The following is a 16,355-nucleotide window of genomic DNA, read 5'->3' on the forward strand; positions in this document are numbered from 1 at the left end:
TTCGGAAGATTTCTCGAGAACCTTTCGCGGCCCGCCGCGGCTCACCCCGGCCGTGCGGGTCGGGTGGTTTCGGCAGGCTCAACCACCTTGGGGTCGGCTCCGCGGTCGATGGCTGGGTCCCTGCCCGACGGGTGGTTTCGACGCTCGCTGGCGCTCGCACCTCAACCACCGAGGGACTCGCGCCCAACCGCGAGTCCCAGCCGCGCGCCGTACCCTCGTCGCCGCCCGTTCCCCCGGCACCGACCGCAACCCGACGAGAGTGGTTTCGAGGCTCGCTGGCGCTCGCACCTCAACCACCTAGGAGCGCGCGCGCGACAGCAAGACCCGGCCCCACGCCGTCCCCGTCGTCGCCGCCCGTCCCCCCGGCACAGACCGCCACCCGACCAGAGTGGTTTCGGCAAGCTCAACCACCGGTGGTTGGCTGCCCGTCACGAGCTTTCGAGGCTCGCTGGCGCTCGCACCTCAACCACCGAAATGCACCACCGACCGAACCCGACGACGCGAGGACCGTCAGCTGCTGCGGTTCGCGACGACGTCGGCGAACGCCTCGAGGGCGGTGCGGACCGGGCCCTCGGGGAGTGCGCCGAGGAGCCGCTTGGCCTCGGTCGCCTCGGTGGCGACGTAGTCACGCGCGGCGGCCATGGCGGGGTGGGCGCGGAGCAGCGAGAGCGCCTCGGCGTGGCGGGCGTCGTCAGTGAGGTCCCCGTCGAGGAGGTCGAGGAGACGGGCGTCCGCCGGGTCGGCCGACTTGCGGGCGATCAGCACGGGCAGCGTGGGCACGCCCTCGCGGAGGTCCGTGCCGGGCGTCTTGCCCGACTCGGCGCTCTCCGAGGCGATGTCGAGGATGTCGTCGGAGAGCTGGAACGCGACCCCTACCTTCTCGCCGTACGACGTCAGGGCGTCGACCACCTCCGGAGAGGCGCCGGCGAACAGCGCGCCGTACCGCGCGGACGTCGCGATCAGCGAGCCGGTCTTGCCGGCCACCACGCGCAGGTAGTGCGCGAGCTGGTCGTCGTCCGGGCCGGGGCCGAGCGTCTCGAGGATCTGCCCCTCGACGAGCCGGGTGAAGGTCTGGGCCTGGATCAGCACCGCGTCGGGGCCGAGCGACGCGGTCAGCTCCGAGGACTTCGAGAAGAGGAAGTCGCCGGTCAGGATCGCGACGTGGTTGTCCCAGCGCGCGTTCGCGGACTCGGCGCCGCGCCGGAGCGCGGCCTCGTCCATCACGTCGTCGTGGTACAGCGAGGCCAGGTGCGTCAGCTCGACCACGCAGGCGGCGGTGAGCACGTCCGGGGAGGACGCGTCGCCGGCCTCGGCCGCGAGGAAGCAGAGCAGCGGCCGGAACCGCTTGCCGCCGGCCTCCATCAGGTGGCGCGCCGCTTCGGTGACGAACGGCGCCTCGCTCTCCACGTGACCGTGGAGCGCCTTCTCGACCTCGTCCATCCGGGCGCTGAGCCGCGCCTCGAGCTCAGGGTCGAGGATCGGCAGCGCGAGAGGGGAGGTCACCTGATGAATTCTGCAATACGGCCGAGCATGTCGAGCAACGGGCCCGGTACGACGCCGAGCACGAGCGTCGCAGCCGCCCCGACGGCGATCACGGAGCTGGTCAGCACGCTGGGCACCGCGACGGACGGTCCGTCACCGACCGGGTCGGCGAAGAACATCACGACGATCACGCGGACGTAGAAGTACGCCGCGACCGCCGACATCAGCACGGCCACGATCACCACCGGCCAGGCACCGGCCGACAGCGCGGCCGCGAAGACGGCCCACTTGCCCGTGAAGCCACTGGTGAGCGGGATGCCGGCCATGCCGAGCAGCAGGAACGCGAAGATGCCGGCGACCAGCGGGGACTCCTTGCCCAGCCCGGCCCAGCGCGACAGGTGGGTCGCTTCCCCGCCCGCGTCACGGACCACGGTGACGATCGCGAAGGCCGCCATCGTCATCAGGCCGTAGGTGGTGACGTAGAACAGCACCGCCTGCACCGGGTTGATGTCGCCCGCGTGGATCTCGCCCAGGGACCGGGCCCCGAGGAAACCGGTGAGGATGAAGCCGGCGTGCGCCACTGAGGAGTAGGCGAGCAGGCGCTTCACGTCGGTCTGGGTCAGCGCGAACACCGACCCGACGACCATGGTGAGGATCGCGACGCCCCACATCAGCGGCTGCCAGTCCCAGCGCGCGCCGCCGAAGGCGACGTAGAACAGCCGCAGCAGCGCTCCGAACGCCGCCACCTTGGTGGCCGCGGCCATGAAGCCGGTCACCGCGGTCGGGGCGCCCTGGTACACGTCGGGCGTCCAGGCGTGGAACGGCGCGGCACCGACCTTGAACAGCAGCCCGACGGCGAGCATGCCCATGCCGCCGAGCAGCAGCGCGCGGCTGCCGCTGGAGCTGGCGACCGCCTGGGCGATCTTGCTGAACTCCATCGACCCGGCGTACCCGTAGGTGAGGGCGATGCCGTAGACGAAGAACCCGGAGCTGAACGCGCCGAGCATGAAGTACTTCAGCGCCGCCTCCTGGCTGAGCAGCCGGCGGCGCCGCGCCAGCCCGCAGAGCAGGTAGAGCGGCAGGGAGAGCACCTCGAGCGCCACGAACAGCGTGAGCAGGTCGTTCGCGGCCGGGAACATCAGCATGCCGGAGACCGCGAACATCAGCAGCGGGAAGACCTCGGTGTGCTCGAGACCCTGGGCCGAGGCCTCACGCTCGGCCTCGGTGCCCGGAAGGGCGGCCGCCTGGCCGGCGAACGCGGTCACGCCGCCCTCGAGCTGGCGCTCCGCGAAGAGCAGCACGCCCAGCAGCGCGAGGACGAGGATCAGCACCCAGATGAACAAGGTCGGCCCGTCGACGGCCAGCGCGCCCTCGGCGACCAGGAACCCGGGCTTCGGGTGGTCCGACCCGGGGTGGATGCGGTTCAGCACGTAGACGGTGGCACCGAGCGCACCGACGACGCCGACCGCGGCGAGCACGACCTGGGTCCAGTACCGGTACACCCGCGGCACGGCGGCCTCGACCAGTACGCCGACCACAGCGACGCCCAGCACGACCAGGATCGGCGAGATCAGGTCGTACTCGATGTGCGGAGCGGTGAAGTTCACTGGTGGGCCCCTTCCGGACTCTGCTCGGCCACCGTGGGCGCCGGGTCGTGCCGGTCCACCTGGCTCATCGTGTGGTCGACCGACGGGTTGATCACCGACAGCAGCGGCTTCGGGAAGAACCCGAAGATGACGATCAGCAGCAGCACCGGCGCCACGGCGGCGATCTCGCGAGTGCCGAGGTCACGCATGCCGACGATCTCCGGGCGCGTCGGGCCCGTCATCGTGCGCTGGTACATCAGCAGGATGTAGATCGCAGCCAGGACGATGCCCGTCACCGCGAAGGCCGCGGCGACCACGCTGTGGGAGAACGCACCGACGATCACCAGGAACTCCGACACGAACGGCGAGAGGCCGGGCAGCGACAACGATGCGAGGCCGGAGACCAGGAACACCCCGGCCAGGACCGGAGCCACCTTCTCCACCCCACCGAAGTCGCTGATCAGGGCCGAGCCCCGGCGCGAGATCAGGAAGCCCGTCACCAGGAACAGCGCCGCGGTGGAGAGGCCGTGGTTGAACATGTAGAGGTTCGCGCCCGACAGGCCCTGGCTGTTCATCACGAAGATGCCCAGCACGATGAAGCCGAAGTGCGAGACGCTGGTGTAGCCGATCAGGCGCGGGATGTTGTCCGAGCCGATCGCCATGAGGGCGCCGTAGATCACGCTGACCACCGCCAGCGTCACCACGACGGGCGTCGCCCACCGCGAGGCCTCGGGGAACAGCTCCAGGCAGAAGCGGATCATCCCGAACGTGCCGATCTTGTCGAGCACGCTGACCAGCAGCACCGAGGTGCCCGGGGTCGCGTTCTCGGTGGTGTCGGGCAGCCAGGTGTGCACCGGGAACATCGGCGCCTTGATCGCGAACGCGATGAAGAAGCCCACGAACAGCCAGCGGCCGGTGTCGGTGCCGAAGTCGATCTTGCTCAGCTCCGAGACCAGGTACGTCGCCCCGCCCGAGCTCTTCGCCGACACGACGTACAGGCCGATCACCGAGGCCAGCATGATCAGACCGCCGGCCAGGGAGTAGAGCAGGAACTTCACCGCGGCACGGGCCCTGCCGGCGCCGCCGTATCCGCCCACGAGGAAGTAGATCGGGATCAGCGTGGCCTCGAAGAACACGTAGAAGAGGAACACGTCGGTGGCCGCGAACACGCCGACCGCGAGGCCCTCCATCGCGAGCATCCACGCGAAGAACGCGTTCGGCGACCAGCGGGCCGGGGCCACGTGGGGCGACTCGGCCGCGACGTCGCGGACGTCCAGCGGGATCGGGTCGGCGTCGTTCCAGGAGGCCAGCAGCACGACCGGGGTCAGGATCAGCGTGAGCAGCACCAGCGTCAGTCCGATGCCGTCGACACCGACCGCGTAGTGCGCACCGAACGACTTGATCCAGGTGTGCTGCTCGGTGAACTGCATGCCGCCGTCGTTCTCGTAGCCGCTGGCCATCACCAGACCGAGCACGAGGGTCAGCAGCGAGACGCCGAAGGCGATCTGCTTCGGGGCCGCGGCGTTGGCTCGGCGCGGAAGCGCCTGCACGACCACCGCGCCGACGATCGGCACGGCGATCAGCACCGAGAGCCAGGGGAAGTTACTCATGCACGTCCTCGCTTCGCTCCGGGCGCGCATGAGGCACCAGCGGGCTGTGTTGAATGATTCGCTCGCTTCGCTCGCTCATGAGAAGTTCACCGCCAGCAGGGCCAGGAGGACGAGCGCGGCGCCGGAGAGCACGGCGAGCGCGTAGGAGCGGACGAAGCCGTTCTGGGCCAGCCGGAACCAGCTGGACATGCCGCCGAAGGCCGACGCCGTGCCCTCGGCGATGCCGTCCACGAACGAGCCGTCGAAGACCGAGAGGCCGCGGATGCCGGTGTAGCCGGGCTTCACGATCACCTCCTCGTTGAAGGCGTCGCCGTACAACTCGGCTCGCGCAGCACGCGTGAAGACCGACACCTGCGTGGGCGCCTCGCGCGGCACCGCGCGACGGCCGAAGAACGTCCAGGCGATCGCGATGCCGATGGCGACCACGACCAGCGTCACCAGGCTCATGCCGAGGGCACCGATCGCGAGGGACTTCTCCTCGTGCGTGCCGACGACCGGCGCGAGCCAGTCGGTGATCCAGCCGTTGAGGATGAGGAAGCCGCCGAGCGCCGAGAGCGCCGCGAGCGCGATCAGCGGGATGGTCATCACGCGCGGCGACTCGTGCGGGTGCACGTCCGGCTCCCAGCGCTGCTCGGTGACGAAGGTCATCAGCATCAGTCGGGTCATGTAGAACGCGGTGATCCCGGCACCGACCAGCGCGCACAGCCCGACGACGAAGTTGTCGGCGAAGGCCGTCTCGATGATCCGGTCCTTCGACCAGAAGCCGGCGAAGGGCGGGACGCCGATGATCGCCAGGTAGCCGATCGCGAAGGTCACGAAGGTGACCGGCATGGCCTTCTGCAGCGCGCCGTAGTGGCGCATGTTCACGTCGTCGTTGGTGCCGTGCATCACCGAGCCGGCACCGAGGAACATGTTCGCCTTGAAGAAGCCGTGCGTGAGCAGGTGGAAGATCGCGAGCGCGTAGCCGGCCGGGCCGAGGCCGGCCGCCAGGATCATGTAGCCGATCTGGCTCATCGTGGACCCGGCCAGGGCCTTCTTGATGTCGTCCTTCGCGCACCCGATGATCGCGCCCATCAGCAGCGTGATGCAGCCGACGATCACGACCCCGGTGCGGGCGTCCTCGGTCAGGCTGAAGATGAAGTTCGACCGGACGATCAGGTACACACCGGCCGTCACCATCGTCGCCGCGTGGATCAGCGCCGAGACCGGCGTCGGGCCCTCCATCGCGTCGAGGAGCCAGGTCTGCAGCGGGAACTGCGCCGACTTGCCGCACGCGGCGAGCAGGAGCAGCAGGCCGATCGCGGTGAGCGTGCCGCTGCTCGCCTTGTCGGCGTTGGCCGACACGACCGCGAACGACGTCGACCCGAAGGTCACGAAGATCAGGGCGCTGCCGAGCGAGAGGCCGATGTCGCCGACCCGGTTGATCACGAAGGCCTTCTTGGCCGCGGCTGCGGCGGACGGCTTGTACTGCCAGAACCCGATCAGCAGGTACGACGCCAGGCCGACGCCCTCCCAGCCGAGGAACACCCCGACGTAGTCGGCGGCGAGGACGAGCGTGAGCATCGAGGCGACGAACAGGTTGAGGTAGCCGAAGAACCGGCGCCGGCGCTCGTCGTGCTCCATGTAGCCCACGGAGTAGAGGTGGATGATCCCGCCGACGCCGGTGATCAGCAGCAGGAACACCGCCGACAGCTGGTCGTAGAGCAGGTCGAGGTTCACGGTGTACTTGCCGGCCGTGAACCAGGTCCACAGGTGCTGGGACACCTGCCGGTCACCGCTGTCGCGGCCGACCAGCGCGAAGAAGAGCACGAGGCTCAGCAGGAACGAGACCGCGACGGTGCCGACGCCGAGCCAGTGGCCCCACCGGTCGGTACGCCGTCCGCCGAGCAGCAGCACCGCTGCGCCGAGCGCCGGCAGCGCGACCACCAGCCAGAGCAGCGAGAACACCCCGTCGGCCGAGGCCGCGTGCACCACCGGCGCACCGGAGTGCAGCGCAGCCAGGGAGGAGGGAACCAATGACATCACGTGATCCTCAGTACTTCAGCAGGCTGGCGTCGTCGACGGAGGCCGAGCGGCGGGTGCGGAAGATGGTCATGATGATCGCCAGTCCCACGACGACCTCGGCCGCCGCGACCACCATCACGAAGAACGCGGCGATCTGGCCCTCGAGGTTGCCGTTGGCGCGGGAGAAGGTGACCAGCGCGAGGTTGCTGGCGTTGAGCATCAGCTCCACGCTCATGAACACCACGATCGCGTTGCGCCGGGTGAGCACCCCGAGGCAGCCGATCGTGAACAGGATCGCGCTGAGCACGATGAACGGTGTCGCGCTCATGGCTACCCCTCTCCCTCGGTGTGCGCGGAGCCGCTCACGGTGGAGTCCTCGCCGGTCAGCGCCTTGATCTCCTCGGCGATCTCGGGCGCCGACTTCACGGTGCCGCGCGCAGCCAGCACGCGCGAGATCGAGCCCGGGGCCGCGGTGCCGTCCGGCAGCAGGGCGGGGGTGTCGACTGCGTTGTGGCGGGCGAACACGCCCGGTGGCGGCAGCGGCCCGGGGTGCTTGCCGGTCGCCGCGTAGTCGCGCATCCGCTGCGCGGCGAGCGCGGCCTGCGTCGGCTTCGGGGTCAGCCGCTCGCGGTGGGCGAGCACCATCGCGCCGAGCGCGGCCGTGATCAGCAGCGCCGAGGTGACCTCGAAGGCGAAGACGTAGCGCGTGAAGAGGATCTTGGCCACCGCGGGGACGTTGCCGCCCTCGTTGGCCTTGCCCAGTCCGATCACGGTGCCGAACGAGACCTGCGCGACGCCGAGCACCAGCAGCGCGGCGAAGGTCAGCCCGACCAGGATCGAGGCGATCCGCTGGCCCCGGATGGTCTCGATGATCGAGTCCGAGGCATCCACGCCGACGAGCATGAGCACGAACAGGAACAGCATCAGGATCGCGCCGGTGTAGACGATGATCTGCACCGCGAAGAGGAAGGGCGCGTCCTGCACGGCGTACAGGACGGCCAGCGAGATCATCACGACCGCGAGCGCCAGGGCTGCGTGCACCGCCTTGCGGGCGAACAGCAGCCCCAGGGCGGCGGCGACCATGATCGGCGCCAGGATCCAAAAAGCGAGCATCAGGCCTCCCCCGCCTCGTCGTCGGCGCGGGCGCGCAGGTTGCCCCGGTAGTAGTCGCCCTCGTCGTCGCCGAGGCGCATCGGGTGCGGCGGCTGCTCCATGCCCGGCAGCAGCGGCGCGAGCAGGTCGGACTTCTCGTAGATCAGGGACGCGCGAGAGTTGTCGGCCAGCTCGTACTCGTTGGTCATCGTGAGGGCGCGGGTCGGGCAGGCCTCGATGCACAGCCCGCACAGGATGCAGCGCAGGTAGTTGATCTGGTAGACGCGGCCGTAGCGCTCGCCCGGGCTGTAGCGCTCGTCGTCGGTGTTGGAGTCACCCTCGACGTAGATCGCGTCCGCCGGGCAGGCCCACGCGCACAGCTCGCAGCCGACGCACTTCTCCAGGCCGTCGGGCCAGCGGTTGAGCTGGTGCCGACCGTGGAACCGGGGAGCGGTCGGGACCTTCTCGAAGGGGTACTGCTCGGTGACGACCTTGCGGAACATCGTGCGGAACGTCACGCCGAAGCCGGCGATCGGGTCCCACAGCTGCTCCTTGAGCGTTGCCATCAGTGCTCCTGTCCGGAGGTGGAACGAGTGGCGATGCCGATCTGGTCGGGCATCGGCGGCACGGGGTAACCGCCCGCGAACGCGTCGAAGGCGGTGGCCTCCTCCTCGGCAGCGGCGTCGGAGTCCTGCTTCTCCTCGAAGAACATCAGCACGACGATCAGGGCCACGCACACCGCGATCGCGGCGTACAGCCAGCGCCGGTCGAGGCCGCCGTTGAGGTCGATCGTGCGGATCGCCGCGACGGCGAGGATCCACACCAGCGAGAACGGGATCAGCCGCTTCCAGCCGAAGTGCATGAACTGGTCGTACCGGAGCCTCGGCAGCGATCCGCGCAGCCAGATGAAGATGAAGACGAAGAACATGACCTTGCCCATGAACCACAGGAACGGCCAGTACCCGTGGTTGGCGCCCGCCCAGAAGGTGTCGATCCAGAACGGGGCGCGCCAGCCGCCGAGGAACAGCGTGGTCGCGAGCGCCGAGACCGTCGCCATGTTGACGTACTCGGCGAGGAAGAACAGCGCGAACTTCAGCGAGGAGTACTCCGTGTGGAAGCCGCCGACCAGCTCGCCCTCGGCCTCGGGGAGGTCGAAGGGCGCGCGGTTGGTCTCGCCGATCATCGAGATCACGTAGATCACGAACGAGGGCGCGAGGATCACGCCGTACCAGAACTTGTCCTGCGCGGCGACGATCTGCGACGTCGACATCGAGCCGGCGTACAGGAACACGGCGACGAACGAGAGCCCCATCGAGACCTCGTAGGAGATCATCTGGGCGCTCGAGCGGAGCCCACCGAGCAGCGAGTACGTCGAGCCGGACGACCAGCCACCGAGCACGATGCCGTAGATGCCCACCGAGGCGATCGCCAGCACGAAGATCACCGCGACCGGCATGTCGGTCAGCTGCAGCGGCGTGTGGGTGTCGCTCCACGGCAGCTTCACGGTCGGGCCGAACGGGATCACCGACCAGGTGACGAAAGCCGGGATCACCACGATCACGGGCGCGAGCAGGAAGACCGCCTTGTCCGCGGCCTTGGGGATGATGTCTTCCTTGAGCGCGAGCTTCACGCCGTCGGCCAGGGACTGCAGCAGGCCGAAGGGGCCGTTGACGTTCGGACCGATCCGGTGCTGCATGCGGGCCACGACCCGGCGCTCCAGCCAGATGTTGAACAGCGTGAGCAGCACCAGGATCAGGAAGATCAGCACGGCCTTGAGGATGACCAGCCAGACGTTGTCGTGGCCGAACGCACCGAGACCGGGCGTCGAGTCGAGCCCGGTGAACAGCGCGGTCAGGTTCGCGGTCACTTGCGGCCTCCTTCGAGGGTGCTCACGGTCACCGTGCTGCCGGCCGGACCGACGAGGTGGCGCACCGAGAACCCGGGCGCACTCGCCGGAGCCCACACGACGCCGTCGGCGAGGTCGGCGACGCGCACCGGCAGGTTCAGGCTGCCCAGCGGGCCGGTGAGCGTGACCAGGTCACCCTCCTCGACCCCGCCGAGTCCGTCGAACGTCGCCTGCCCGACCAGCACGACCGGACGCCGGGCGGTGGCCCGGTAGTGGTCGTCGCCGTCCTGCATCCGCCCGTCGTCGATGAGCTGCTTCCAGGACGCGAGCACGAGGGTGCGCTCCCCGCTGGTTGAGCTTGCCGAAACCTCGTGCGGGATCTCGGCAGGCTCGATCACCAACCGCTCGCCCTCCCACGGACCCAGCTGCTGCATCTCGGTCGCCGCCTGCTCGGGGCTGCGGATCCCGATCGGGCGGCCGCGCTCCTCGGCGATGCCGGCGAGCACGCGTACGTCGGGCAGGGAGGTGGGGCTCTCCAGGACCTTGCCGAACGGCCGGACCCGGCCCTCCCAGTTCACGAACGAGCCGGCCTTGTCGGTCGTCGGAGCGACCGGGAAGACCACGTCGGCGACCTCGGTGAGCTCCGAGGAGCGCACCTCGAGGGCGACGACGAACGCCTTGCGGAGCGCCTTGCGGAGCTTCTTCGCCCGGGCGCCGTGGAGCTGCCCCCCGTAGAGCTGCAGAGTGTCGGCCGGGTCGACCCCGCCGACGACCAGCGCCTCGAGGTCACCCTCGACGAGCGCGTCGAGGATGCTCTCCGCGTCGAGACCCTCGGCCTCCGGAAGCTTCGCGGCGCCCCAGGCGGCACCCAGGTCGACCCGGGCCGACGCGTCGGAGACCGGACGTCCGCCGGGGAAGAGGTTCGGCAGGCAGCCGACCTCCAGGGCGCCCCGGTCGCCGGCACGCCGCGGCACCCAGGCGAGCCGGGCGCCGGTGGTCTGCGCGAGCTGCACGGCCGCGCTGAGGGCGCCGGGCACGCTCGCCAGGCGCTCACCGACCAGCACGATGCCGCCCCCGTCGAGGGCGACCTCGCCGTTCTCGGCGAGGGCGTCGAGCGCGGTGGCCTCGGTGCCGGGCACCGTCGGCAGCAGCCGGCCGCCCATCTTGCGCAGGCCGCGGGAGGTGAACGGCGCCAGCGAGAAGATCCGGGTGCCGTGCGCGCGGTTCGCCTTGCGCAGCCGCAGGAAGATCGCGCCCGCCTCGTCCTCCGGCTCGAGCCCGGCCAGCACAACGGTGCGGGCGGTCTCCAGGTCGGCGTACGTGACCGCGCCACCGTCGGGGCCGGTGAGGACGACCTGGGAGGCGAGGAACGCCGCCTCCTCCGCCCCACGGTCGGCGCCGAGCGGGCGCGACCGGAAGTCGATGTTGTTCGTCCGGCAGGTGACGCGCGCGAACTTGCTCCACGCGTAGGCGTCCTCGACGGTGAGCCGGCCGCCGGGGAGCAGGCCGACCTTCCGCTTCGCGGCCGCGAGGCCCCGGGCGGCGACCGCGAAGGCCTCGGACCAGGAAGCGACCCGGAGGTCACCCGTCTCCTCGTCGCGGACCATCGGGTGGGTCAGCCGGTCGTCCTGGCGCGCCCACAGGAACGCGAACCGGTCCTTGTCGGTGATCCACTCCTCGTTGACCTCGGGGTCATTGTCGGCGAGCCGGCGCATCACCTTGCCGCGCCGGTGGTCGACGCGGATGGCGGAGCCGCACGCGTCGTGCTCCGCGACCGCCGGAGCCGAGACCAGGTCGAAGGGCCGCGAGCGGAACCGGTACGCCGCCGAGGTCAGCGCCCCGACCGGGCAGATCTGGATGGTGTTGCCGGAGAAGTAGGACTCGAACGGCTCGCGCTCGTAGATGCCCACCTGCTGGAGCGCACCGCGCTCGATCAGCGCGATGAACGGGTCACCGGCGATCTGCTCGGAGAACCGCGTGCACCGGGCGCACAGGACGCAGCGCTCGCGGTCGAGCAGCACCTGGGCGGAGATGTTGATCGGCTTGGGGTAGACGCGCTTGTGCTCGACGAACCGGGACTCGCCGCGGCCGTTGCTCATCGCCTGGTTCTGCAGCGGGCACTCACCGCCCTTGTCGCAGACCGGGCAGTCCAGCGGGTGGTTGATCAGCAGGAACTCCATGATCCCCTGCTGCGCCTTGTCGGCGACCGCGCTGGTGGCCTGGGTGTTCACGACCATGCCCTCGGCGACGGGCAGCGTGCACGAGGCCTGCGGCTTGGGGAAGCCGCGGCCGTTGCCGGCGTCGGGGATGTCGACCAGGCACTGGCGGCAGGCGCCGACCGGGTCGAGCAGCGGGTGGTCGCAGAACCGCGGGATCTGCACGCCGACCTGCTCGGCGGCACGGATCACCAGGGTGTCCTTCGGGACGCTGACCTCGATGCCGTCGATGGTCAGCGTGACCAGGTCGGACTTCTCGACGGCGCTGCCCGCACCGTCGCCGGTCGTCACAGTCATGCGGAGGCTCCTTCAGCGGCGAAGACCGTGGACGCCATCGGGTCGAACGGGCAGCCGCCGTGCTCGAGGTGGGCGAGGTAGTCGGCCCGGAAGTACTTGATCGAGGAGGTGATCGGGCTGGTCGCGCCGTCGCCGAGCGCGCAGAACGCGCGGCCGAGGATGTTGTCGCACTGGTCGAGCAGCAGGTCGAGGTCCTCCTCGCTGCCCTGACCGTTCTCCAGGCGGGCGAGCGTCTGGGTCAGCCACCAGGTGCCCTCGCGGCACGGCGTGCACTTGCCGCAGGACTCGTGCTTGTAGAACTCCGTCCAGCGCAGCACCGCGCGGACCACGCAGGTGGTGTCGTCGAAGATCTGCAGCGCCCGGGTGCCGAGCATCGACCCGGCCTCGCCGACCGCCTCGAAGTCCAGCGGCACGTCGAGGTGCTCGGAGTTGAGCAGCGGGGTGCTGGAGCCGCCGGGCGTCCAGAACTTGAGCTGGTTGCCGTTGCGCATGCCCCCGGCCAGCTCGATCAGCTGGCGCAGGGTGATGCCGAGCGGGGCTTCGTACTGGCCGGGCCTGTTGACGTGGCCCGACAGGGAGAAGATCCCGAAGCCCTTGGACTTCTCGGTGCCCATCGAGGCGAACCAGTCGGCGCCGTTGGCGATGATCGACGGCACCGACGCGATGCTCTCGACGTTGTTGATCACCGTGGGGCTGGCGTAGAGGCCGGCCACGGCGGGGAACGGCGGCCGCAGGCGGGGCTGGCCGCGGCGTCCCTCGAGCGAGTCGAGGAGCGCGGTCTCCTCACCGCAGATGTAGGCACCGGCGCCGGCGTGCACCACGAGGTCCAGGTCGTAGCCGGAGCCGTGGATGTCGGTGCCGAGGTGGCCCGCGAGGTAGGCCTCCTGCACGGCCCGCTGGAGCCGGCGTACGACGTGCAGCACCTCGCCGCGCACGTAGATGAACGCCTTGTTGGCGCGGATCGCGTAGGAGCTGATGATCACGCCCTCGACCAGCGTGTGCGGGCTGGCCATCATCAGCGGGATGTCCTTGCAGGTGCCCGGCTCGGACTCGTCGGCGTTGACCACGAGGTACTTCGGGTTCGGGTTGTCCTGCGGGATGAAGCTCCACTTCATGCCGGTCGGGAAGCCGGCCCCGCCGCGACCGCGGAGACCGGAGTCCTTCACCGCGGCGATCACGTCGTCCTGCGACATCGACAGCGCCTTCTTCAGCGCGTCGTACCCGCCACGCGACTCGTACGACGCGAGCGTCCACGCACGCTCCGCATCCCAGTTGTCGGTGAGGATCGGGGTCAATACGTCCATCAGGACTCCTCCGCCGTGGTCTCGGACTCGGCGCGCGACGTGTCGGCGTGCTCGACGGCCTCGCCCTTGTCGTCAGGCACCGCATCGGCGTCGCCGGAGGCCGAGCCCGAGGGCGCCGTCCAGCCCTGCTCACGGGCGATCTTCAGCCCGACCAGCGACGCCGGTCCGGCTGCGGGGCCCTCGTCGGCGAGGTCGTCGGGGAAGCCGGCGAGCACGCGCTCGGCCTCGCGCCAGGTCACCACGCGGGGGCCGCGGGTCGAGCGGACCTCGTTGCCGGCCCGCAGGTCGTCGACGAGCCGGACCGCCGACTCCGGCGTCTGGTTGTCCATGAACTCCCAGTTGACCATCATCACCGGGGCGTAGTCGCAGGCCGCGTTGCACTCGACGTGCTCGAGGGTGATCTTGCCGTCCTCGGTGGTCTCGTCGTTGCCGACGTCGAGGTGGTCCTTGAGCCGCTCGAAGATCAGGTCGCCGCCCATGATCGCGCAGAGCGTGTTGGTGCAGACCCCGACGTGGTAGTCACCGACCGGGCGGCGCTTGTACATCGTGTAGAAGGTCGCCACGCCGCTGACCTCGGCCGCGGAGATCTCGAGGATCTCGGCACACGCCTCGATGCCCTCGGGCGTGATCTGCCCGGCAACGCTCTGCACGAGGTGCAGCATCGGGAGCAGGCCCGAGCGCTTCTGGGGGTAGCGCGCCGCGATCTCCTCGAGCTCTGCAACTGTCTCTTGTGGCAGAGGCACCTAGACCACAGCCCTTCCGCAACCATGAATCGGAACAACAGCGCGACAGGACCACGTGTCGCAATGCGCGCAGACTGAAACCAACGAACTCATCTGTCGACACCGCCCATGACAGGGTCGATGCTCGCGATCGCGACGATGACGTCGGCGATCATGCCGCCCTCGCTCATCACCGAGGTCGCCTGGAGGTTGGTGAACGAGGGGTCGCGGAAGTGCGCGCGGTAGGGGCGCGTGCCGCCGTCGCTGACGACGTGCGCGCCGAGCTCGCCGCGCGGCGACTCGATCGGCACGTAGGCCTGTCCGGCCGGGACCCGGAAGCCCTCGGTCACCAGCTTGAAGTGGTGGATGAGGGCCTCCATGGACTCACCCATGATGTGCCGGATGTGGTCGAGGCTGTTGCCCATGCCGTCGCTGCCGATGGAGAGCTGGCTGGGCCACGCGATCTTCTTGTCACCGATCATCACCGGCGCGCCCTCGAGGCCGGCGAGCCGCTCGACGCACTGCTCGATGATCTTCAGCGACTCCCACATCTCGTTCAGCCGGATCCGGAACCGGCCGTAGGAGTCGGCGGTGTCCCAGGTGCAGACCTCGAAGTCGTAGTCCTCGTAGCCGCAGTAGGGCTGGTTCTTGCGCAGGTCCCACGGGTAGCCGGTGGAGCGCAGCACCGGGCCGGTGATGCCCAGCGCCATGCAGCCGGCCAGGTCGAGGTGGCCCACGTCGACGAGGCGGGCCTTGAAGATCGGGTTGGCGTTGCAGAGGTCGGCGTACTCCGGCAGCCGCTTCTTCATCAGGGCCACGAAGTCGCGGATCTCGTCGAGCGCACCGGCAGGCATGTCCTGTGACACGCCGCCGGGGCGGATGAACGCGTTGTTCATGCGGAGCCCCGTGATCAGCTCGAGCAGGCCGAGGACCAGCTCGCGCTCGCGGAACCCGATCGTCATCACGGTCAGGGCGCCGATCTCCATGCCGCCGGTGGCGATCGCCACCAGGTGGGAGCCGATCCGGTTGAGCTCCAGGAGGAGCACCCGCATCACGTTGGCCTTCTCGGGGATCTGGTCCTCGATGTCGAGCAACCGCTCCACGCCCAGGCAGTACGCCGCCTCGTAGGCCAGGTTGCCGAGGTAGTCCATGCGGGTGCACAGCGTCACGCCCTGGACCCAGGTGCGGTACTCCATGGTCTTCTCGATGCCGGTGTGCAGGTAGCCGATGCCGCACCGCGCCTCGGTGACCGTCTCGCCCTCGAGCTCGAGGATCAGCCGGAGCACGCCGTGCGTGGACGGGTGCTGCGGGCCCATGTTGACGACGATCTTGTCGTCGTGGTCCTCGGCGACGCCGGTGACGACGGAGTCCCAGTCCTGGCCGGTGACCGTGTAGACCTTGCCTTGCGAGGTCTGGGACTCGGTCGCGGCGTAGGGATCGTTCGAGGTGGTGGTCACGAGTACGCCCTCCGCTGGTCCGGCGGCGGCACCGTGCCGCCCTTGTACTCCACAGGAATGCCGCCGAGTGGGTAGTCCTTGCGCTGGGGGTGGCCCGGCCAGTCGTCCGGCATCTCGATGCGGGTGAGGCCCGGGTGGCCGTCGAACACGATGCCGAAGAAGTCGAAGGTCTCGCGCTCGTGCCAGTCGTTGGTCGGGTAGGTCGCGACCACGCTGGGGATGTGCGGGTCGGAGTCGGGGCAGGTGACCTCGAGGCGAATCCGCCGGTTGTGGGTCATCGAGAGCAGGTGGTAGACCGCGTGCAGCTCGCGCCCGGTGTCACCGGGGTAGTGGACGCCGCTGACGCCGGCGCAGAACTCGAACCGGAGCGCCTCGTCGTCGCGGAGCAGCCTGGCCACGGCGGGCAGGTCCTGGCGACGGATGAAGAAGGTGATCTCGCCGCGGTGGACGACCACCTTCTCGACCGAGGACTCCAGACCCTGCTCGCGGGTGACCCTCGCCAGCGAGGCCGCCACGTCGTCCATCCAGCCGGGCCCTCCTGAGCCTGCCGAAGGGCCGTACGGCGGGGGCGTGGCGCCGGGCAGCGTGACCGTGCGGCGCAGACCGCCGTAGCCGGAGGTGTCACCGGCGTCCTGGGTGCCGAACATGCCACGCCGCTCGCCGATCACCTCGCGGGTGTCGGCGGTGTGGGCCTCGACGGCGTCCAGGGAGGCGTCCTGCGTGCCGCCTTCGCGCTGGG

The 16,355-nt window shown here is 69.8% G+C and carries 13 protein-coding genes; all 13 read right to left on the bottom strand.

Going from position 1 to position 16,355, the window contains the following annotated elements; genetic code table 11:
• Positions 1-510 precede the first annotated feature (510 nt).
• Positions 511-1,440, bottom strand: coding sequence for a polyprenyl synthetase family protein (locus EFL26_RS03760; RefSeq protein ID WP_123221695.1), 930 nt, complete (start codon positions 1,438-1,440; stop codon positions 511-513).
• Between the two features lie 59 nt (positions 1,441-1,499).
• A complete protein-coding gene (gene nuoN, locus EFL26_RS03765; protein WP_123221547.1) occupies positions 1,500-3,089 on the bottom strand; it encodes an NADH-quinone oxidoreductase subunit NuoN in 1,590 nt (529 codons plus the stop codon).
• On the bottom strand, positions 3,086-4,678 hold the full coding sequence (locus EFL26_RS03770) for an NADH-quinone oxidoreductase subunit M (RefSeq protein ID WP_123221548.1): 1,593 nt from the start codon (positions 4,676-4,678) through the stop codon (positions 3,086-3,088). Before EFL26_RS03770 ends, nuoN begins: the two co-directional genes overlap by 4 nt.
• A 75-nt stretch (positions 4,679-4,753) precedes the next feature.
• Positions 4,754-6,700 carry an NADH-quinone oxidoreductase subunit L gene (nuoL, locus tag EFL26_RS03775; protein ID WP_123221549.1) on the bottom strand — a complete coding sequence of 649 codons (1,947 nt, stop codon included), beginning with the start codon at positions 6,698-6,700 and terminating at the stop codon, positions 4,754-4,756.
• Between the two features lie 10 nt (positions 6,701-6,710).
• Positions 6,711-7,010 (bottom strand): NADH-quinone oxidoreductase subunit NuoK, encoded by a 300-nt coding sequence (gene nuoK / locus EFL26_RS03780; RefSeq protein ID WP_123221550.1) that lies wholly within the window; start codon positions 7,008-7,010, stop codon positions 6,711-6,713.
• Positions 7,011-7,012: 2 nt separating this feature from the next.
• Positions 7,013-7,795: an NADH-quinone oxidoreductase subunit J gene (locus tag EFL26_RS03785; protein WP_123221551.1), complete on the bottom strand. Its 783-nt coding sequence runs from the start codon at positions 7,793-7,795 to the stop codon at positions 7,013-7,015.
• A complete protein-coding gene (gene nuoI / locus EFL26_RS03790) occupies positions 7,795-8,340 on the bottom strand; it encodes an NADH-quinone oxidoreductase subunit NuoI (protein WP_123221552.1) in 546 nt (181 codons plus the stop codon). Before nuoI ends, EFL26_RS03785 begins: the two co-directional genes overlap by 1 nt.
• Entirely contained in the window at positions 8,340-9,620 is a 1,281-nt protein-coding gene (gene nuoH / locus EFL26_RS03795; RefSeq protein ID WP_183408025.1) for an NADH-quinone oxidoreductase subunit NuoH, read from the bottom strand. Before nuoH ends, nuoI begins: the two co-directional genes overlap by 1 nt.
• Positions 9,621-9,637: 17 nt before the next feature.
• Complete coding sequence (locus tag EFL26_RS03800; protein WP_123221553.1) at positions 9,638-12,133, bottom strand: NADH-quinone oxidoreductase subunit G; 2,496 nt, start codon at positions 12,131-12,133, stop codon at positions 9,638-9,640.
• On the bottom strand, positions 12,130-13,440 hold the full coding sequence (nuoF, locus tag EFL26_RS03805) for an NADH-quinone oxidoreductase subunit NuoF (RefSeq protein ID WP_246000009.1): 1,311 nt from the start codon (positions 13,438-13,440) through the stop codon (positions 12,130-12,132). The genes EFL26_RS03800 and nuoF overlap by 4 nt, the downstream gene beginning before the upstream one ends.
• On the bottom strand, positions 13,437-14,180 hold the full coding sequence (gene nuoE, locus EFL26_RS03810) for an NADH-quinone oxidoreductase subunit NuoE (RefSeq protein WP_123221555.1): 744 nt from the start codon (positions 14,178-14,180) through the stop codon (positions 13,437-13,439). The genes nuoF and nuoE overlap by 4 nt, the downstream gene beginning before the upstream one ends.
• Positions 14,181-14,269: 89 nt before the next feature.
• Complete coding sequence (locus EFL26_RS03815) at positions 14,270-15,616, bottom strand: NADH-quinone oxidoreductase subunit D (RefSeq protein WP_123221556.1); 1,347 nt, start codon at positions 15,614-15,616, stop codon at positions 14,270-14,272.
• Complete coding sequence (locus EFL26_RS03820; protein WP_123221697.1) at positions 15,613-16,323, bottom strand: NADH-quinone oxidoreductase subunit C; 711 nt, start codon at positions 16,321-16,323, stop codon at positions 15,613-15,615. Before EFL26_RS03820 ends, EFL26_RS03815 begins: the two co-directional genes overlap by 4 nt.
• Positions 16,324-16,355 lie beyond the last annotated feature (32 nt).

Source organism: Nocardioides pocheonensis (assembly GCF_003725535.1).
In the GTDB taxonomy this organism is placed as follows: domain Bacteria; phylum Actinomycetota; class Actinomycetes; order Propionibacteriales; family Nocardioidaceae; genus Marmoricola; species Marmoricola pocheonensis.